Origin of the sequence: Gardnerella sp. DNF01204 (assembly GCF_049244145.1) — a bacterium.
GTDB lineage: Bacteria > Actinomycetota > Actinomycetes > Actinomycetales > Bifidobacteriaceae > Bifidobacterium > Bifidobacterium vaginale.
On the sequence record NZ_CP058379.1, the window covers coordinates 1,338,414 to 1,359,490 of the forward strand.

At 44.0% G+C, this 21,077-nt stretch carries 8 protein-coding genes; all 8 read right to left on the bottom strand.

The window, feature by feature from the left end; genetic code table 11:
- Positions 1-43: 43 nt before the first annotated feature.
- The 8 genes from HXT46_RS05365 to HXT46_RS05400 all read right to left on the bottom strand — a co-directional run bounded on the left by HXT46_RS05365 (position 44) and on the right by HXT46_RS05400 (position 20,938).
- Complete coding sequence (locus HXT46_RS05365; protein WP_421785852.1) at positions 44-4,255, bottom strand: UvrD-helicase domain-containing protein; 4,212 nt, start codon at positions 4,253-4,255, stop codon at positions 44-46.
- Complete coding sequence (locus HXT46_RS05370) at positions 4,248-9,161, bottom strand: PD-(D/E)XK nuclease family protein (protein ID WP_421785854.1); 4,914 nt, start codon at positions 9,159-9,161, stop codon at positions 4,248-4,250. Before HXT46_RS05370 ends, HXT46_RS05365 begins: the two co-directional genes overlap by 8 nt.
- A gap of 111 nt (positions 9,162-9,272) precedes the next feature.
- Positions 9,273-10,034: a hypothetical protein gene (locus HXT46_RS05375; RefSeq protein ID WP_004114490.1), complete on the bottom strand. Its 762-nt coding sequence runs from the start codon at positions 10,032-10,034 to the stop codon at positions 9,273-9,275.
- A gap of 575 nt (positions 10,035-10,609) precedes the next feature.
- Positions 10,610-14,629 (bottom strand): DNA-directed RNA polymerase subunit beta', encoded by a 4,020-nt coding sequence (locus HXT46_RS05380; RefSeq protein WP_014554379.1) that lies wholly within the window; start codon positions 14,627-14,629, stop codon positions 10,610-10,612.
- Between the two features lie 87 nt (positions 14,630-14,716).
- Positions 14,717-18,283, bottom strand: a complete 3,567-nt coding sequence (rpoB, locus tag HXT46_RS05385; RefSeq protein ID WP_421785857.1) for a DNA-directed RNA polymerase subunit beta — start codon at positions 18,281-18,283, stop codon at positions 14,717-14,719.
- Positions 18,284-18,482: 199 nt separating this feature from the next.
- Positions 18,483-19,208, bottom strand: coding sequence for a peptide ABC transporter permease (locus HXT46_RS05390; protein ID WP_415702599.1), 726 nt, complete (start codon positions 19,206-19,208; stop codon positions 18,483-18,485).
- A 63-nt stretch (positions 19,209-19,271) separates the two neighbouring features.
- On the bottom strand, positions 19,272-19,925 hold the full coding sequence (locus HXT46_RS05395; protein WP_225622766.1) for a tRNA (cytidine(34)-2'-O)-methyltransferase: 654 nt from the start codon (positions 19,923-19,925) through the stop codon (positions 19,272-19,274).
- Positions 19,926-19,990: 65 nt separating this feature from the next.
- Entirely contained in the window at positions 19,991-20,938 is a 948-nt protein-coding gene (locus HXT46_RS05400; protein WP_075038691.1) for a DMT family transporter, read from the bottom strand.
- Between the last annotated feature and the right edge of the window lie 139 nt (positions 20,939-21,077).

Here is a 21,077-nt window from a genome sequence, read left to right on the forward strand (position 1 = left end):
AATCGGCTTATATTCTACTTTTAGATTATCAAAAAAGTTGATTTTAAAAAGACGCTTCACTCAAAATTTCGTCGCGCGTTTTACACAATGCGTGAATCTCGCGATTTGCCTCATCCTCCTCGCTAACGTAGTAAAGAGTGGCGTCAATGCATCTTAAATCAACGTTTGTTGCGCGTGCTAGCAGCATCCTATACCAGTCGAGCTGCTCTAGTTTTAGGCGAATATCTTCCGCGCTTTTTGGCCGCTTTCCCGTCTTCCAGTCAACGATTGTGTAGAGTTTTGTAGTATCGCCAGCGTCTAATCCTCCTGCAAAAACAGCATCCAAAGTACCGTTGATGATTCTATTTGCAAATTCCGTATTATCGATTTGCATTAAAATCGGCATTTCTGCAGCCAGCGGCACTCGTTTTGCCCAACGCGATTCTATAAGCCGTTGCTTCCATTGATCTAATGCGCAACTTTGCGAATCTGAATCTTTGCAACTTTGATTAAAATCATCTATAACTTTTTGTCTGTTTTCAGGAGTTTTTTCTAACGATATTCCGTGTTTTACAATGTTTTTCCACTCGTAGTATGCACAAGATTCGCTCGATGTTGCTGAGTCTACAAACTGTTGTGCCCAAGCGTGGAATTTTGTGCCTAGGTTTGCATCTATTGAAGGAATGGACGGGATTGGTCTAATGCAAGCCAATAGATTGTTGTAAACGCTTGTTTTTGCATTTTGTGCGATTTTGCTTATTTTTTGCAACGATGTTACGTTTAGTCTTGATTCGCTAGATATTTTATTCACTTTTTCGGCTAATTCTTCTAGCGAATAGTCGCAGTCATTTTGTGATGTTAAGTCCGCGTCTTGTATGAAGATTTTTGCCTTGTAGAGCAACGATTTAGGGTTTGTGTTGATAGATGAATCGTATACGGATTCTAAATCAGAATCGCAGTTTTCTACGAGTTTTGCTGATTCTATTAAGGATTTTTCTATAGTACTGCTCAATGTGCAAGGCCATTTAAGTGTTGGCTCTAAACTTGATGAGTCAGACTGAGGCGCGATTTTGCTAAATTCTGCAGCAAATTCCTGAGCATCGTCTCCAGCTATAAAACCGAAAACATCCTGATTTGAAACATCCTGATTTAAGTCATTTTGACTTAAATCCTGTTCTTCAGATTCTTCAGATTTTGTTTTATTTTCCTCATCTGAATCACAGCGTTGGACTTTGATAGCTCCATTGAGATTTTTAATAGCATTTATTGATTCGTTAAGAAACACTGACGCACTGCGCTTTCTGCCACTTTGAGCGCTATCTCCAGATGTAGCTGATCCTGTTAAAATAGCAGCGAACTTTGCGCGCGTAAGAGCAACATACATAAGGTGACGCTCATCCATGTGAAGCTGAATTCCGCGCTCCTCACTTTGCGTAAATGGCATAGAATCAACGTTTTGCTGGGATTTATACGCGTTATACACGCGGCGCGTTTCTTCGCTCAAAAAATCGCCACAATCCGAAGAATCGCAAGAATCTACTTCTTTAACAGCCTCCGCAAAATCGCACAAAGCTTTGATTCTATCTGGCTTAATCTCGTCAAAAATCTTTTGCACACTATCTAAACTTTGCATTGCTTTTTCTGGGTGCATTGCCTCCGCGCGCGTGACTGTATGCGGAAAATGCGGCAAAATGTTGGCATCCACGCGCAACGCAGAAGGCACGCTTGCACCAAACTCAATCGGTATGCGAGCGCTTGCCTGCCCATTATCATCAACTTTTAGCGAATCTCCTTGATTACTTGGAAAAGCGCCCTCATTTAGTCCGACTACAGCAACAGCAGGCCATTGCAATCCTTTGGATTGGTGAACTGTCATTAGCACGACTTGCGCTGGTTCTGTTTGAGACGAAGATGAAACAGAGGATCCTGACTGAGAATCAAGATTTTTTGCTGAGTCAATCCAGCTTATTAGTCCGCGCAAACTTACGTCCTGCCACTCGCCCATTTCCTGAATATATGTTTCTACAATTGCATTTAGCGAATCTAACACACTACGCATGTCGTCCAGCATGATTTGGTTGCTAAAATCCTTGTATTTTAAGGCAGACCCCACTGCTGTATCTATGTCTACATTAAGAGCTTGAACAGCGGCTTGCATTACGTTTGTTAGCGAGTTTCTTTGTATGCCTTCTACATTATGTAGGATTTTACTAAGTCTTTTTACTGCATCAAACCCTCTAATGCTAAGTTTTTGCTGCATTTGATTAACCCACTGGTCGTTTTTTGTGGAAAAATCACGCATTATTAGGTCTGCTAAATAAACTCCGCCATAAATATTTATGACTTGCCCAGATATTTCCCCACTATTCGCCTTGTTTCTAAGATTGCGAACGGCAGAATCCCACTGACTTTTAGGAAGATCTGCTTCTAATAATCCTGCCGACGAGTAAATGTTGTAAAGATATTCCGTGTTTGCGCTATTTGCGATTGCAGCTAATGCGCTCAAATCGCTAGTAGATAGCGCAAAACGCGGTGTGGCTAAGAGTCGCATAAGTGAGTTTGAGTCGCTGTGATCTTGCACTACTTTTAGGAGGCTTAATACATCTTTAACTGCTGGCTTTTCGATTAACGATGAGTATCCTACTATGCTTGTTCTTATACCTGCTGATTCTAATTTTTCAGCATATTTTGGCATATTTGCTTTACTTCTAAATAGTATTGCCAATTGTGGTTCGCGCGATACTTGAGATACTTGAGATCCTTGACTTTCCTGCTTTTCCTGCTTTTCTATAATTTTTTGCGCAAATCGCACTACTGCGTCGATTTCTTCTGCCTGAGATGGCATAAATAGCGCTGCAATCGTGCCATTTGGCGCATCCTCTTTTGGTTTTAAGGTTTCTACTTGCACTTCGCGATCGTCAATGCTGCTAAATCTACGACTTGCGTTTTGCGTTGAATTATCGCCATTTTCTCCGCGCATCGGCTCAGTTAGTGCGTTTGCAACTTTTAGTATAAAAAGCGAGTTTCTGCGTGTAACAGTTAGCGAATATTTGTTTTGTTTGTTTATATTAAAGTCTTGTTCAAACTTGCAAAAAGCTCCAGTTGAAGCGCCTCTAAACGAGTAGATTGCTTGGAATGGGTCTCCTACTGCCATAACGTGTGTACGCTTTGACGCCACAAAATCGCCACCATTCTCCGCATCATTCTCCGCATGAAACAGCGTGTTTATAAGCATTGCTTGCGTTGTAGAAGTATCTTGGTATTCGTCTAAAAGAACTTGCGAATATTGATTCCTGTATTGCGCACAAATCGAAGGAAAATGTGTAACCAAATAGTAGGCTGCGATTGTAAAATCGCTAAATTGTGCCATGTTTACGCGCTTTTTTTCAGCGTCAAATTGCAAAACAAGATCTAACAGTATGTCTCTTTTTACACATGAGTTGTATAGATTCACGCAAAGTTGCAAGCATGAATCATCCCAATATTTTTCGTATTTTTTACACGCTTGTTTAAATTTTTCTGAAGATGTTTTTGTAACGTCTTCCGCACTCATTCCAGCAGTTTTTTTGACTTTTTTGTATTTTGGTATTGCTGGTGATTTAGCAGGTAATGGCGATTCGACTTTCTTGTTTCCTATGACATTTTTTAAGTATTCTGCAAACTCGTTATTCCACTCTCGTATTTTTTGTACTGCTTGAGGCACACTGGAACAAGTGTTTCCTTGCGCGTCTACACCTATCATTGAGCATGATATTTCAGCACAAAGTTTCATAACATCTGAACATAACGTGTCAAAATCATATAATTTGTTTAAATTTTTATTGTGATTTTGTGGATTATCTAAATATTTTCCGATTATACTTTTTATGATTTCCATCGAGCCAGCATCGCTTAATGGCATTGTGTTTTGATTAAAGCCAACCAAAAGCCCGTATCTTCTTACGATTGATTGAAAGAACGCGTCGTACGTCATCACTTCTGGCTTTAAGAATGACTTTGCGCCATTTTCACCGCTTACACTCACCTCTGCAGAAACGCGACTTAGCAATTCCGCGGCCGCCTTGTTTGTAAAGGTTAATCCCAATATGGATTCTGGCGGAACTTTGCTTTTAATTAAATGTATTACGCGGCGAGTCATAGTGTATGTTTTTCCGCTGCCAGCTCCAGCAACTATTAGCACGTCTTGATTAATCGGCGCTTCTATAACGTTTTTTTGCTCTAAACTTGGAGCACTATTAGGCGTGGATTTTACGGCGTTAACGTTGTTATTATTCATTTTTACCTTCAATCATTTCGTAAACCGTGTCCACTTTTCCAGCGCAACCAGGACATACATCTAAACATCTGCAATGATTTTTATGGTCTGCTTTTGGCTCAACAACAAAACTGGTTGACTTAACAGCAGAAGCAGCAAAGAATACTCGAGATATCATCATAAGAGACCATTTTGTTCTCATAGGCAGGTTTACAAAATCCGACCACGCATTCTGGCTCACACCGTCCGCAGGATTTTGCGCATCAATATCTGGAAGTTCGTAAAGACGATTATCATCCGCATACCTGTATCGACTTATCAGTCCTTTAGTGCTCAACGCGCCATCAGCACCAAACAAAGACGGCTGACAAATGTTTTCTGCAACACCATTATCTTTCGCAGGAGAATCTTTGTATACAACGTGAAACAGCGCACTTCGCGCGATTTTTGTATGCTTAAATTTAAGCAATTGTTTAACGTCTTCAACGTTTTCGTTACAAAACACAATCCCAAGCTGATAGCAGATAAGTTGTAAATCGTTAAACACCTGCTGCGTTTTAGGAACTTTTCCTGTTTTATAGTCGATTAAGCGAATTTGTTCCGTATTGTCATTTAACTTTCTAATTTCCATGCGGTCAATTCGACCTTGAATCCTCACTCGCAAATCGCTAGACGCGCCATTTTGCCATCCGCCTACCAAGAATCCCATTATTGAATAAAGATCCGTAATGCTTGTTTTTGTTTTAGACGCACGATTATATGCGTTTAAAATATCGTCGAATCCAAAAGTGGCATTTATATTGCACTCACAATAGGCATGTTCAAGATTCCCCAAATCGACGTCTGCAATTGTAGGTTTTGCAGACTTCGATTTTTCTAACGCTGGTAAAATATCAGTAACCACACCGTCTTCATCTTTTTTTGCCATAATCGGGTAGTTTGATCCAGTTAAAGAACCTACAAAATATTGAGCAATCGTATAAAGCGCTCGTCGAACATTTAAATCATTTTTTATAAAACGATATCGGTCTTTTACGTCTGAAATATTGGAATCACTTGGGCAAATCGAATAATAATGCTCAATCATAGTGTTTGCAACATCTTCAATCGCCTTTTTTTGTAAAGCGCTTATAGATTCAAACGAAAAATCAAAGTCTGGCAATTCGCTAACTTTGTCATTTTTAATCGCAGCAAACGCCTGCAATTGTGGATATTTTTCGCGTAAATACTCGTTGTCTAAATGCTCATCTTGACTTGCCCATCTAGCAGTTTCGTGAATAAGCGTGCCGAATTGTGCTGCCGTTCCTCCATGCGTAGGACCTGCAAATTTTCGCTCTAAAAGACAACATACTGGACATGACCAAAGGCTATCCACCATTGATGGAGATAGTGTGACCAAGTTTGATTTTGATTCGTTTTCAATAGATTTCTCTTCAATCTTAGAACCGTAATTTTTACGAATAAAATCCCAATTTTCTGGATTTGCCGAATCCACTCCATTATTTTTCAAAAGATTCAACGCTGTTAAAGCGTCTTTAACAGTAGGATTTTCGTCTAAGTTGTGACTATTTTCTGATTCATATATTGCACGCGCTACTTGTGTTCGAGCCGAAGCAACAAGCCCTCTAGGATCCGCATCCATTACAGCAAAATCTTCACAGAAATCAGTGTATTCACTACTTCCATCCGCATTACACCAATATATTTCTGGCAAATAGTAGTAGAGAAAATCAGAAGGAACACAATCATCACTATTAACCGAGCTTATAAATAGATGACGGTTGGCGCGCGTAATCGCCATCAAAAAGCTTCGCTGCTCTCCAGTAAAAATCGCTTGTCTATCGTTTACACAAATTCCAGTAGGATTAGTGAATTTATCTGATAATAAATTTTGAGAATTATTAGATTTCAGGTTTACTGAGCCGAAAATCCTATTATTTAACACCATGTTTACTAGAGTTTCTGACCCAAACATTGTGCTTCGAGCCGCAGTATTTGGCCAAACTCGCTGCTGTACGGCTGGAATCCACACATAATCCCAGCGAGAACCAACCGAGCCAGACGGAGTTGTGAGCGTTACAGAATCAGGAGCAGGAGCAACACTGGCAAGAGAATCAGCTTCAATTTCCATTTGACGAACTTGATCAATAAACTGTGTGATTGTTGGTGCCGCTGCAGAATAGTCGCCAGCAACCGACGACTCGTAATAATCCGCACGCGAATCTATGTAATTAAACGAATTAGCATACTCAAATAATCGCATAGCAGCATCTAGTCTATCGTTTGCAAGACGACCTTCATCGTTGTTTTTAAGCGCTTGAATCTGCCACTTTTTAGCGCAATTACAAAGATTCCACGCCTGCCCAAGTATGTAACTAGCCTCGTTTGTTTCACTATTTTGAATTTTTGCTAAATCTTGTTTTAAAATCTTAGACAGTTTAGACGTGATTTTAAAAACGCGCATTAAAGTACGAAGATGAACACTGTTTGGGCGCATTTTTTGCAAAACAGAAAAAATTTCTGTAGTTTGATCAGATTGAGTTTGGTTAGCTGGTGACTTATCAGCTGGTGACTTATCCAATAAATCAGAATCGCAGGAATCAACACTAAAATCATCACAATCCATTGATTTATCAATAGCACAACTATCAATAAGCGCTTTAATTATCAGAAGATAGCAGGAATCAACACTAAATCGCGTGGAATTAGGGTTTGGATTTGAATCAAAAATACGATTGTCGAAGTTAAAATTAGCATCCAAACCATCATTCTTAGAATCAGTCTTGTTTAAAAGCTGATTTTGCAGTAAATCCCACTGTCTTATAAGAACACTAAGAGGGGAATTTTCCTTAGATTTAACCATGTCACTAAGAGAAACAATGGAACGCATAAGCGCTTCTACAGCACTTAAATCAGCACAATTATAATTATCTGAATCTATCAGAGGACTATCCATTATGGTTTTTATGCGACTTTTCACAAAACGCGCAATCGAAGAAATAGTGCGAATTCCTAAAGATACGTCTTTAGCTAAATTATCCACGCTATTTTGGCTAAATTGCGCCAATTCAATAAGCGCAAACAGTGCTTTTATAAACGGCTCTTCCCTGAGAGCACGAGTAACGGACGAGTATCGCACAGGAACACCATCTTTGCGAAGTCGCTCGCCGAAAGCACGAACAGTAGCATTATCGTGAGCAATCACAGCCATATTTTTCCACGGGATTTTGTGATCTAAGTGAGCGCGTTTTATTTGCCAAATAACACAATCCATTTCTTCGCGCGCAGTACGATACAAGTCGCCAGAAACCGAAGAATTTTCTGTTTCTTGCGAATTTGATTCGATTTTTTCTATAGGAAAAGCGCCTTTAACATTTGCCATCTTCCAAGCCCTTCGGGCGATAGGCATTGGCGTTGGCATAAGCGAAGGGATTGAAAGCGAAACCCTGGACGAAAAAAGACTCAGTGGAATTGAGCGACTATTTTGTTTTAGCAAATCTGAAGTATTTGAAGAATCTACATAGTCATTGGAATCATTGTAAGACTCAGCTACACCGTCAATCCTGTAGTCACAAATTTTAAGTACCGCTGCTTGCATAATACCATGCTGAGCAGCTTCAACCACATAATCTGGGTATGATCCACGGAAGGATTGCACAGATTCGTCTGGGTTTGCCGTTAAAACAATACGAACGCCCAAACTAGATAGAGACTCAAGAAATGCAAGTCCAGCAAGTGTTACATCATGAAAATCATCTACCACCAAAAGACGTGGAAGTGAACATTTAAGCGCAAATAATTCTTTAGAAAAATCCTTTGAAGAGTCAGCTGAATAGTCGCAAGCAACCGACGATTCTTCTGTATTATCATCATATAAACTCTTAAAAATCTCATTCAAAATTTGAACACCGTTAGCCAAAAGTTTAGAAGAATCTAATCTAAAAGCATTTGGATATTTTTTCCGCACACAATCCGCATACTGACTACGAAGTGCAAAAGCCAAATTCCATTGCACACGCAAACGATTAGCAATGCTAGAAGATTGCAAATCCGCCTGCAAAGTTGCAAGCAAATCGGAACTAGAGCCGGATTGCAAATGCGACTGAAAATTAAGGCTATTTAATATTTGCAACTCTGCAGATTCGCTTACAATTCCCATTTCGTCTAGTCGAGCGAGCATATCGCGAAGTTGATGAATGAAAGCACTATTTATTGGCAAATCCTGAGTATCTTGAGCATTATAAGCATTATGCGCATTATGAGCATTTTGTGCATTCCGATAATCTGTAGAGTCGAACGAATCCATAAGATTATCACTGTTTTGCAACTGCGATATTACGTAAATCCAAGAATCATGTGATTTATAATCACCATCTTGCAAAGATTTAGAATACTCTCCAGAAAAATAATCGTTAAAAAGCGAGCAGATTTTGCAATCACCGCTATCGCCTTGCAAAACATGATTAACATGCATTCGCACTATTTCGCGAAGAATCGCATCTTGTTCAGCGCCGTTAAGCAATTTAGGAGATGGTATTCCAAAAAGCTTATTTCGTGCGGAAATCAGGCTGAATGCAAAAGCGGAAAGAGTGCCAACTGGACGAGACTGGTATGAAACACCAAGATTGCTTATTACGTAGTTAGACATGCGTGCGGCAGTTGCACGATTCTGGGCTGCGGCGATAGCAAAATCAGTGCGAATCGCATGTTTGAGTAAAAGCTGTACGGCTTCATCGTATTTAGAGTCCTGCGTATTCTTCCAATTAGCTCGCAAACCGCATAGAAGAGCGTTTAGAGCGAAACTTGACTTTCCAGAATTTGGAGCGCCAAACACCAACAAAACATTGGTGTGGCGTTCGCTGGTGTTTTTAAGACTGCCATCAAGCAACGATTGAACAGCATCTAGCGCAGAATCTTCCGTACACATGAACACAATTCTATCAACTGGCGCGAGCTATTCTTCCGCTTTTTGTAGCTCTAAACGGCAAAATTAGCAACAAAAGGCGGAAATAGCGATAGCGCAGATTAGCTGCGCTAACTATTGTTGACTAAAAAGTCGCGTAGTGCGAGCGTTTTTAATCGCAAGAAATGCTATTCCAATGCCAATAAAAATCAGCGTAAAAATGGCAAGCAAATAAACAACACCCACTCCAAGCGTTGTGGAATTAAACGTGTTTGGCGCAAAACCAAACCATCCTGCAGGAGCCTTGTAATTCAAAAAATTGTACGGCGCTGCCATAGCATGCTCTCCCCATCGCACGCCAGCAAACTCGCTTAAACACACAGCGTACGCAACGTAAGTGAGCGGCGGAATCGTAGCAAAATAAACGTGCGCGCGGCTGGACTTGTACTTGTAATCAAAAAGAACAAAGTCAAAAATTGCGAGCAACGGCGTTATAAAATGCACGCATAAGCTTGAGCACCCATTGTTCATGTACGCGCCAACAAATCCGAGCTTGTTTGTAGGAGCCAAAAAGCACAGGTACAGCGTAAAAGTGACGGCGATTGAAATCGTCATCATAAATTTAAAAATGTACCATGCGTTTGGCTTTGCATCCACCCAGGCTCCAGCGCGCTCACTCTGTTCATCGCTTTTAGATTTAAGCGCACTTCGCGTGTCTAAAATCAGCGAGCCAAGCAGCGCAACGCAAATCATCAAGTTAGAAAGATTCGTAAAATACGTTAGTGCCATTGAATCCCAAGACATTGCCATTCCGTAAATGGACGAAACTATTGCAATAATTCGAATCATGGTTCTTGTAACGTAATCTTTGCGCGCCAAGACTAGTGTTTCGCTCATTCTTATCTCGCTTTCAAATAATTTTTAACTCTCATCTATGTTCTTCAATGTTTTATATAAATAAGATTTACTATACTTGACTCCGATCTAGGAATAGCAAAACGTGCAAAATTTAATGGCGATTTTTGTAAATAAGGCCAAACAATCTGCTGCAGCGCAAGCGAAGACGTTCACGTGCTTAGACCGCGCGAACGACGACCTGTCCTGTAGTGCGTTTGTACTGAATTTAGGTGTTTTTTGATACAAACGCACTACAATGTAGCGCAGCTAACCTGCGCGAACGACAGGACCTACCTTTTCGCTTAGAGCGTAGCGCGCGATTTTCCGCATTTTGTTGCTCGACACGCCGATTTGAACAACATTCTCGGGCAAAAAGAAACAAAAGCAGAATAAAGTAAACGCAAAAAACAAAAAACAAAAACAAAAATGCATAAAACAAAAAGCCGCTGCAAGATGTGTAAAACAACTTGCAACGGCTAATTCAATTCAGACTAGCAAAATCAAACCTAGAGATTTAAGCAAATCACCCATAAATAATATAGATAGCCTAAAATCGTCAGTTATACCTAGACTGATTAGTTAAGGTCATCATCATAATCACCCTGACCACCCTGATCATCAAGGAAGTCATCTGGATTAAACTCATCCCCAAGCTGCATGTCGCCAAAATCAATGTTCGAGAAATCAACATCTCCCATGTTGCTCTCTCCAAAGTTTGACGGAGTGCCATCTGCTCCACCCAAACCAAGGTTTGGATAAACAGCATCACGCACCTCAGGATCTGCAAAGACATCAGCATTACGATAACGCGCCAAACCAGTACCAGCTGGGATGAGCTTACCAATAATAACGTTCTCCTTCAAGCCCTTAAGATCATCTTCCTTCTGGCTCAAAGCAGCTTCAGTAAGCACGCGTGTAGTCTCCTGGAAGGATGCGGCAGAAAGCCAAGAATCTGTAGCCAAAGAAGCCTTTGTAATACCCATAAGCTCTGGACGACCAGCAGCAGGTTTACCACCATTCTTAACAGCCTCAAGATTTGCTTCACGGAACTTAGCCTGATCCACAAGTTCGCCTGGAAGAAGGTTCGTGTCTCCAGAATCAATCACCGTAATGCGGCGAAGCATCTGGTGAACAATAACCTCAATATGCTTATCGTGAATATCAACGCCCTGAGAACGGTACACGTTGTGCACTTCTTCCACAATGTTCACCTGAGCAGCACGAGGACCAAGAATTCGCAGAATCTTCTTAGGATCCACAGAACCTTCAATCAGCTGCGTACCAACCTCAACGTGGTCTCCATCCTTAACAAGCATTGGAGCACGACGAGTTACTGGGTAAACGATTGGCTCAACCGTAGTATCGTCTGGAGTCAAAGTCACCTGACGACCATGGTCAGTATCCTCAACCTTCACAACACCTGGGAACTCAGCAATTGGAGCCTCGCCCTTAGGTGTACGAGCCTCGAAAAGCTCGGTAACACGAGGAAGACCCTGCGTAATATCGCTTGCCGAAGCAACACCACCAGAGTGGAAGGAACGAAGCGTAAGCTGCGTACCAGGCTCACCAATGGACTGTGCTGCAACAATACCAACAGCCTCGCCAACATCAACAAGAGAGCTTGTAGCCAAAGACCAACCGTAGCACTTTGCGCAAACGCCACGCTTAGACTCGCAAGTAAGCACAGAACGAGCCTTAACTTCTTCGACACCATGCGCAACCAAGTCACGCAAAACATCCATCGAAAGCGCGTCACCACACTTAGCCAAAACGGTTGTACCATCTGCTGGATCGAGAACATCTGCAGCAAGCAAGCGCGAGTATGGACCACCATCAGCAGCCTTAACAAGCGTCAAATTGCCATTTTCGTCGCGGTCCGCAATCTTCATCATAAGACCACGCTTTGTGCCGCAATCTTCCTCACGAACAATAACTTCCTGAGAAACGTCCACAAGACGACGAGTCAAGTAACCAGATTCTGCAGTACGAAGTGCGGTATCAGCCAAGCCCTTACGCGCACCGTGCTGGGAGATGAAGTACTCCAACACAGAAAGACCATCACGGTAGTTTGACTTAACAGGACGAGGAATAATCTCACCCTTAGGGTTTGCCACTAAGCCTCGCATACCAGCAATCTGACGAATCTGCATCCAGTTACCGCGTGCACCAGACTGAACCATGATGTTCACGTTGTTATCATCATGGAAGTTCTCGCGCATAGCATCTGCAACCTTATCGGTGCATTCAGTCCACAAGTTAATCAACTCTTGACGACGCTCTTCATCTGTAAGAAGACCCATATCGTACTGGGAGTTAATCTTTGCAGCCTGATTCTCGTAGTCTTGTGCAATAGCCTCACGATTTGAAGGAAGCACAATATCAGAGAATGCCATTGTAACGCCAGACCAAGGTGCTCGAGTAAAGCCAAGATCCTTCAAAGCATCAAGGGATGCGGCTACCTGAGCAGTGGAATAACGTGTAGCAATATCGTCAACAATCTTGGAGAGAACACCCTTTGGAACCTGCTGGTTCACAAACGGATAGTCCTCTGGAAGAGTGCCGTTAAACAACACGCGACCGTAGGATGTGGCGAACAATACAGTTCCATCCTTAAAGCGCTCTTCATGAACAACATCTGGGCTGCCTGGCTCTGGATCTACGACCTTAAGTTCTCCTGGCTCCCAATCCTTTGGTAGCACAAAGTCCTCTGGCACGCGGATTAATACCTTTGCCTGCATGTCAATCTCATGCTTGTCGAGTGCCATTTGAGCCTCTGCTAGCGAAGAGAAGATTCTGCCTTGACCCTTTGCACCGTCTATTACTGTAGACAAGTAGTACAAGCCCAAAATCATATCCTGAGATGGCATGGTAACAGTGTGACCATCTGCTGGCTTCAAGATATTGTCGGATGCCATCATCAAGCTGCGAGCTTCTGCCTGAGCTTCGGCGGAAAGTGGCAAATGCACTGCCATCTGGTCACCATCGAAGTCAGCGTTGAATGCGGCGCAAGCAAGTGGTGGAAGGTGAATTGCTTTACCTTCAACCAAAATTGGCTCAAATGCCTGAATACCCAAACGGTGAAGTGTAGGAGCACGGTTAAGAAGCACAGGATGTTCAGAAATAACTTCCTCAAGCACACCCCAAACCTCGGAATCTCCGCGATCTACAAGGCGCTTTGCGCTCTTCATATTCTGAGCAAAGCCCTGATCCACCAAACGCTTAATAACGAATGGCTTAAACAGCTCCAACGCCATTGGCTTAGGCAAACCGCATTGATGCATGCGGAGGCTTGGACCAACAACGATTACGGAACGGCCAGAATAATCAACTCGCTTACCGAGCAAGTTCTGGCGGAATCGACCCTGCTTACCTTTAAGCATATCGGAAAGCGACTTTAGTGGACGGTTCGATGCACCAGTTACTGGGCGACCACGACGACCGTTGTCGAAGAGTGAATCAACTGCTTCCTGAAGCATGCGCTTTTCGTTATTAAGCATGATTTCAGGAGCACCAAGTTCAATCAACCTCTTCAAACGATTGTTACGGTTGATTACTCGACGGTACAAGTCGTTCAAATCGGATGTTGCAAAGCGTCCACCATCAAGCTGAACCATTGGTCGCAAATCTGGTGGGATTACTGGAATAACGTCCAAAACCATTGCTTCTGGCTTGTTTCCAGTAGTCAAGAACGCGTTTACAACTTTAAGTCGCTTCAAAGCGCGCGCCTTGCGCTGACCAGTACCATTGTCGATTTCTTCGCGAAGTTCTACGGCAGCAGACTTAAGGTCGAAGTCCTGCAAGCGCTTCTTGATTGCTTCAGCACCCATGCAGCCTTCAAAATAGTCACCGTAGCGGTCTTCCATTTCTCGCCAAAGGTCAACATCGCCTTCCATATCTCCTGCGCGTAAGCCCTTAAAGCGATCGAAAACTGCGTTCAAACGCTGAATCTGCTCATCGTAGCGAGTACGAATAGCAGCCATTTCTCGCTCTGCTCCAGCGCGCAATTTAGACTTTGCGTTGCCTTTTGCTTCGCCTGATTCTTCCAGCTCGTGCAGGTCTTCTTCTACCTTCTTTGCGCGAGCTTCAATCTCATTGTCGCGGCGCTTACGAAGATTGCCGATTTCCGTATCGAACTCGTCTTGCAAGTCTGGAAGATCTTGGTGACGCTGCTCTTCATCTACCTTAGTAACCATGTAGGCTGCAAAGTAAATAACCTTTTCCAAGTCTTTTGGAGCAATATCAAGCAGGTAACCCAAGCGGCTTGGCACACCCTTGAAGAACCAAATGTGTGTTACAGGAGCCGCAAGCTCAATATGACCCATGCGTTCACGGCGAACGCGGCTGCGTGTAACTTCCACGCCGCATCGCTCGCACACGATTCCCTTAAAGCGCACGCGCTTATACTTGCCGCACGCGCACTCCCAGTCGCGAGTAGGACCGAAAATCTGCTCACCAAACAGACCATCCTTCTCTGGTTTAAGGGTACGGTAATTAATGGTTTCTGGCTTCTTAACCTCGCCGTGGCTCCAGCTACGGATGTCGTCGGCGGTTGCCAGTCCAATCCTCAGTTTGTCAAATGCGTTGACGTCCAGCACTATTATCGTCCTGTCTCATGAAATTGTTTTTCTAAGTTTCTTAAAGTGATTAGTGATTAGTGATTAAGTTATTTCTAATCACTGGCATCACTGGTATTCAGGTTCTTGAATAACTTGATCTTCCTTGGCGGACGAATCTGGTCGTGCACCAATGTTGAAGCCCAAATCTTCAGAAGACGACACCGGATCATCATCCTCATCCTTCATGTCAATTGCCACTCCTTCGGAGTTAAGCACCTCAACATTCAAGGAGAGAGACTGCATTTCCTTGAGCAACACCTTGAAGGACTCAGGAATACCAGCTGGTGGAAGGTTATCGCCCTTGACAATAGCGCCATACACGCGCACGCGGCCGTCAACGTCATCAGACTTTGTGGTCATCATTTCGTGCAATGTGTAAGCAGCGCCATAAGCCTCAAGCGCCCACACTTCCATTTCGCCGAAGCGCTGGCCGCCGAACTGCGCCTTACCACCCAACGGCTGCTGGGTAATCATAGAGTAAGGACCAGTGGAACGAGCGTGAATCTTATCATCAACCAAGTGATGCAGCTTCAAGATGTACATGTAGCCAACAGAAATTGGCTTAGGGAATGGCTCACCAGTGCGGCCGTCAAACAATGTTGCCTTACCGTCGGAACCAACAAGCTTATTGCCATCGCGGTCCGCAAGCGTAGTGCTCAAAAGACCCTTCAAGGTTTCTGGACGCACGCCGTCGAACACTGGAGTTGCAACAGGAGTGCATGGATCGCCATGCTCAGCGCCTTCTGGCACATACTTCTTCCAAGCAGCCTCAAGGTCTGGATCCAAATTAATATCCCAACCAGAGTGAGCAATCCAACCCAAGTGAAGCTCGAGCACCTGACCCAAGTTCATTCGAGAAGGCACACCCAACGGGTTAAGCATAATGTCTACTGGAGTACCATCAGCCAAGAATGGCATATCCTCTTCTGGCAAAATGCGGGAAATAACACCCTTGTTGCCGTGGCGACCAGAAAGCTTATCGCCCTGCGTAATCTTACGATGCTGAGCAATGTACACGCGAATCATCTGGTTTACGCCATTTGGAAGCTCATCGCCATCGTCTTCAGCGTCTTCACGAGTGATTTCCTTAACAGCAATCACAGTACCAGTTTCGCCGTGTGGCACGCGCAAAGAAGTGTCTCGAACTTCACGGCTCTTTTCGCCGAAGATTGCACGAAGCAAGCGCTCTTCTGGAGTAAGCTCAGTCTCGCCCTTAGGCGTTACCTTACCAACCAAAATGTCGCCAGCTTCCACCTCGGCACCAATGCGAATAATACCGCGCTCGTCGAGGTTTGCAATAGCGTCTTCGCCAACGTTTGGAAGGTCGCGAGTAATCTCTTCGGCACCAAGCTTGGTTTCACGAGCATCGATTTCGTACTCTTCAATGTGAATCGAAGAAAGCGTATCGTCTTGCACAAGACGCTGGGAAATAATAATAGCATCCTCGTAGTTGTAACCATTCCAAGGCATAAACGCAACGAGCAAATTCTTGCCGAGTGCAAGCTCACCCTTGTCTGTTGCAGGACCGTCTGCCAAAACTGTACCAGCTTCAACACGCTCGCCATCTTTAATAAGTGGCACCTGGTTGTAGCAAGTAGTCTGGTTAGAACGCTGGAACTTAGAAAGCTTGTAGCTGGACTGAGTTCCATCGTCGTTCATAACGCGAATAATATCTGCAGAAACGTAGGTTACAACGCCTGGCTTTTCGGAAAGAATCACGTCTCCAGAATCAACTGCAGCACGCCATTCGGAACCCGTACCAACAAGTGGACGCTCCGACTTAATAAGCGGCACAGCCTGACGCTGCATGTTGGTACCCATCAAAGCACGGTGGCCTTCATCGTGCTCCAAGAATGGAATCAAGCTTGCGCCGAGGGAAACCATCTGACGTGGAGAAACATCCATGTAGTCAACAGTGCTTACAGGAACATCGACTGCTTCTTCTTCGTCAACACGAGCAAGTGCCTGAGTGCCAACAAAGTTGCCATTTTCATCGAGTTCCTGATTTGCCTGAGCAATAACGTGCTCGGCTTCGCGATCTGCAGTCATATATTCGACTTCGTTAGTCACATGACCATTAACGACCTTACGATAAGGTGTTTCAATAAAGCCGAATGGGTTGATGCGACCAAAGGTTGCAAGCGAACCGATAAGACCGATGTTTGGACCTTCTGGGGATTCGATTGGGCACATACGACCAAAGTGGGATGGGTGCACGTCTCGAACTTCCATAGATGCGCGGTCTCTAGAAAGACCACCAGGACCAAGAGCCGAAAGACGACGCTTGTTTGTAACGCCCGCCAAAGGATTGTTCTGATCCATAAACTGGCTAAGCTGAGAAGTTCCGAAGAACTCCTTAATAGTAGCGTTAACTGGTCGAATGTTAATCAACGACTGTGGTGTAATCGCCTCAGCATCTTGCGTGGTCATGCGCTCGCGCACAACGCGCTCCATACGGCTTAAGCCAGTACGAATCTGATTCTGTACAAGCTCGCCAACCTGACGGATTCGACGGTTTCCAAAGTGATCAATATCGTCCACGTCTACACGCAATTGCACATCTTCGCCATCGCGCTTGCCTGGGAAGGTCTTTTCGCCCGAGTGCAAAGTAACCAAATACTTGATTGTGGCGATTATGTCTTCGCGATTCAAGCTGCGATCGTTGTAATCCGCTTCCAAACCAAGCTTGCGATTGATCTTGTAGCGACCAACGCGCGCCAAATCGTAGCGCTTTGTGTTGAAGTAGAAGGATTCGAGCAAATTGCGACCCGCGTCTGGAGTTGCGGTATCTGCTGGGCGAATCTTGCGATACAAGTCTGTAAGAGCATCATTTTGAGTGTCGATTGGCTCTTTTTCTAGAGCGTCGAGAACAAGAGGATACCCTTGGAATGCCTCTGCAATTTCTGGCTTAGTCATGCCAATTGCCATCAAGAACACGATTGCAGACTGCTTACGCTTGCGATCTACGCGCACGCCAAGAACATCGCGCTTATCAATCTCAAACTCAAGCCACGCTCCGCGACTTGGAATGATTTTTGCGCCAAAAACGTCTTTGTCGGAAGTGCGATCTTGCGTGCGGTCAAAATACACGCCTGGGGAACGCACAAGCTGGGACACGATTACGCGCTCAGTGCCGCCAATAATGAATGTTCCGTGTGGTGTTTGCAGCGGGAAATCACCCATAAACACAGTCTGGCTCTTAATCTCGCCAGTTTCGCCGTTTTCAAACTCTGCGTTTACATACAAAGGAGCGGAATATGTGTAATCCTTCTCTTTGCACTCAAGCACAGTGTGACGTGGCTCTTCAAAATATGGATCCGAGAATGTGAGGCTCATTGTCTCAGCAAAATTCTCAATTGGAGAAATCTCTTGGAACACTTCTTCCAAACCAGAGACATGAGGCACAGTGTGAGTGCCATTTGCCTCATCTTCTTCGACGCGCTTCTTCCAACGCTCGGAGCCGATCAGCCAGTCAAAGCTGTCGGTTTGCACACCGAGGAGGTATGGCACATCGATTGGCTCACAAATGGAGCCGAAATTCACACGATCCGACGCTTTATGCAATTTAATGCTGTGCTCGTCGGCACGCGCGATGACTTTGGTGGTGTTCGTCGTAGCTTGTTCAGCAGCCAATGGACGTTCCTTTATCGCTAGCTAGTTTTCTTAATCCTTGGGAGCTTTAGAAAATCGCAGCAAACGCGCTTAAAATCAACGATTTTGGGTTTGCGGGCGCCTTCTTCGGTTCCTTGAGTATGCCCGCTATATGACACACCTTGTACAAAGAAACGATTTTACCCCTTCACATCGACTTTTGGCGCCATTTGTGCATGTGCTAGCGAACAGAAATAACCACGGGATTGCTTTGTAATCCTGACACATCCTTATGCGCAATTTGTGCAATGTAAGTTCCGCGCGAAACTTTAGGCAAGTCGGCGTCATCTAAGCAATCCTTGCCGGTAGGCGTTCCGACTGTAGCATCCGTGCTCCATACGATTTTTTTCTCGTACGAATCACCTTTTGCCATTAACAGAGGCTTGAGTGGAATTTCGCACACATCTGATCTCCACTTCGGCTCTATTTTCTGCTGCTTTTCTTGCTTTTCTTGCTTTTCTCTAGATTGATCAGACTTATCAGACTTATCAGACTTATCAGCACTTACGCTGTCTCCAATTGTCAACACCATTCTGCCATCCGACGCATCTATTCTGCAGGAATCATCTCCTTCATGAACTACGCGAGCAGTAAATTCTACGCTTCCTCCCATCGGTACAGATTGCGATGCTGAGGTTAATTCAATACGGACGTCTTTTGCACTACATTTTTTTATAATTCCAACAGGTCTTGGGTCTGGCACTAGTTGTTTAGATAGAGTAACGTCTGAATGTTTGCTTATAGCAGTTCCGATTGCGGCAATTCCTTTGAAAACGCTGATTATGCAAAAGATACAAAACACTAAAACAGCCAGCAGCCCCACGCAAACTATGATTCGGCGGCGAATGTACATGCGGCGGCGCGCAGCACTAATCTTCCGCTTCGGTTTACGTTTTAACACAGGCATAGTCACCATTGTAATGCATGAGTAGTTTTAAGACTATTTTTGACTATAAGCTATTTTTATAGACTATTTTCCGCCCTCAAATCCAAGCTGACGCCACGCTTCATAAATGGCGATTGATGCGCAATTTGTAAGATTTAAGCTTCTAAGCGAAGGACGCATTGGCAAGCGAACCTGTTCCGCAACATGAGGGCCAGCCATAATATCCATTGGGTCTGGAATATCTCCTGGCTCTGGTCCAAAAAGCAAAATATCGTTCGGCTTATACTCAATATCTGTGTAAAGTTTTGTGGCATTTGCAGTAAACGCGATTATGCGAGAATTTGGCATTGATTCCACAAGGTTTTCAAAATTCGGGTGCATAACAACGTGTGCCATATCGTGATAATCAAGACCCGCGCGACGAAGCTTTGTGTCTTGAAGATTAAATCCAAGCGGCTCTACAAGATGCAAAATGGTGCCCGTTACCGCGCAAAGGCGAATCGCAGAGCCTGTGTTTCCTGGGATTCTAGGCGAATAGAAGCACAAGTGCGGAGTTTGAGTTTGCGCAGTGCTTGCATCTTGCGCGCTTAGCATGGCATCCATAACGCTGATTGGATTTCCGTGCGCGTCTGTTACAAGCTCGTCCGGACCGTAGTTTGACTTTCGGTAGCCGTACTCATACATCTGCTCTACACGATTGACTGGGTTTTGTGCGTCTTGATTTTGTGCATCTTGCATATTTTCATCTTCTTTATTTTTATCTTCTTTACTTGCGACTTGCATATTCTTCATGATCACCATGATCACCTCAATAAAATCATCATAATAAAAATAAGCGCAAATCCTGCAAAATCAGCCCACGAGAACACAGCTCCCGTAAACACAACAGCCGTGATTGCAGCCATAACAGGTTCGCTCGCCCCCAAAAGCGTTCCGCGCACAGATCCGACTCGCATAACGCCAGCCAAAAACATCCAATATGCGCCAAAAGTTCCGCCAACAATCGTAAAAGTAAACAGCAAGTACGCGCGCAAATCCAAAGGTGGCATTGTTTGCCATGGCTTCACAAATGGCATCATAATAAGACCTGCAATAATAAACGTAATTCCGTTTACAGTAAGATTTCCCCATTTTGCAATCAATTTAACTGGCATAATCGCAAGAGCCGCCGTACTTGCAGCATCTGCCAATCCCCACAAAAGTCCCATCAGCGGCAGCGAAAGCGAGCTAAAATTGCCTCCCGTTGCCATAAGCGCAGTTCCTGCAAAGGCAAGCAAAACACCAATGTTTTCGCGCATTGTAGGCATCCTTCGAGTGCGCAAACACACGTAAACAAGCACGAAAAGCAGATTCAAACTTTGCAAAACAGTAGCCGTGCCAGAGTTAGTCCAGTCGATTGTAAAAAGATACGCCACTTGCGTTAAAAGCACACACACAATACCTGTTACGACTAGCATTGGCCACGATTTTTTTGTGCTTAATGCACCAACGAGTTGCTTGCGATTAACGATTGACGCAACGATTACAAAAAGCACGCCTGCAGCAAGCTGACGAACGCACGCGATTTGCAACGGACTCACAAGGTATTGTGACATTAGAATCTTAGAAACAGTGGCGTTTGTGCCCCAAAGCGCGCCACCAAGAATCGTCAAGATTATGCCAATCATCATTGTGCGCGGACTATGATCCACCGCAGGATTTGGCTTTTTAGGCTTTATTTTTTGGATATTCTTTACAAAACCAACATCCATGCTAAACACCTTCTAAACTTACATCCTGTATTTGCTAATAATCCTGTAGTTTTGCGCATATGTAGTAAATCGCAAGTCGCAAATCGCAAATCTAGCAAATCGCTTACTACATATGAAAAATCTACACTATCACATAATC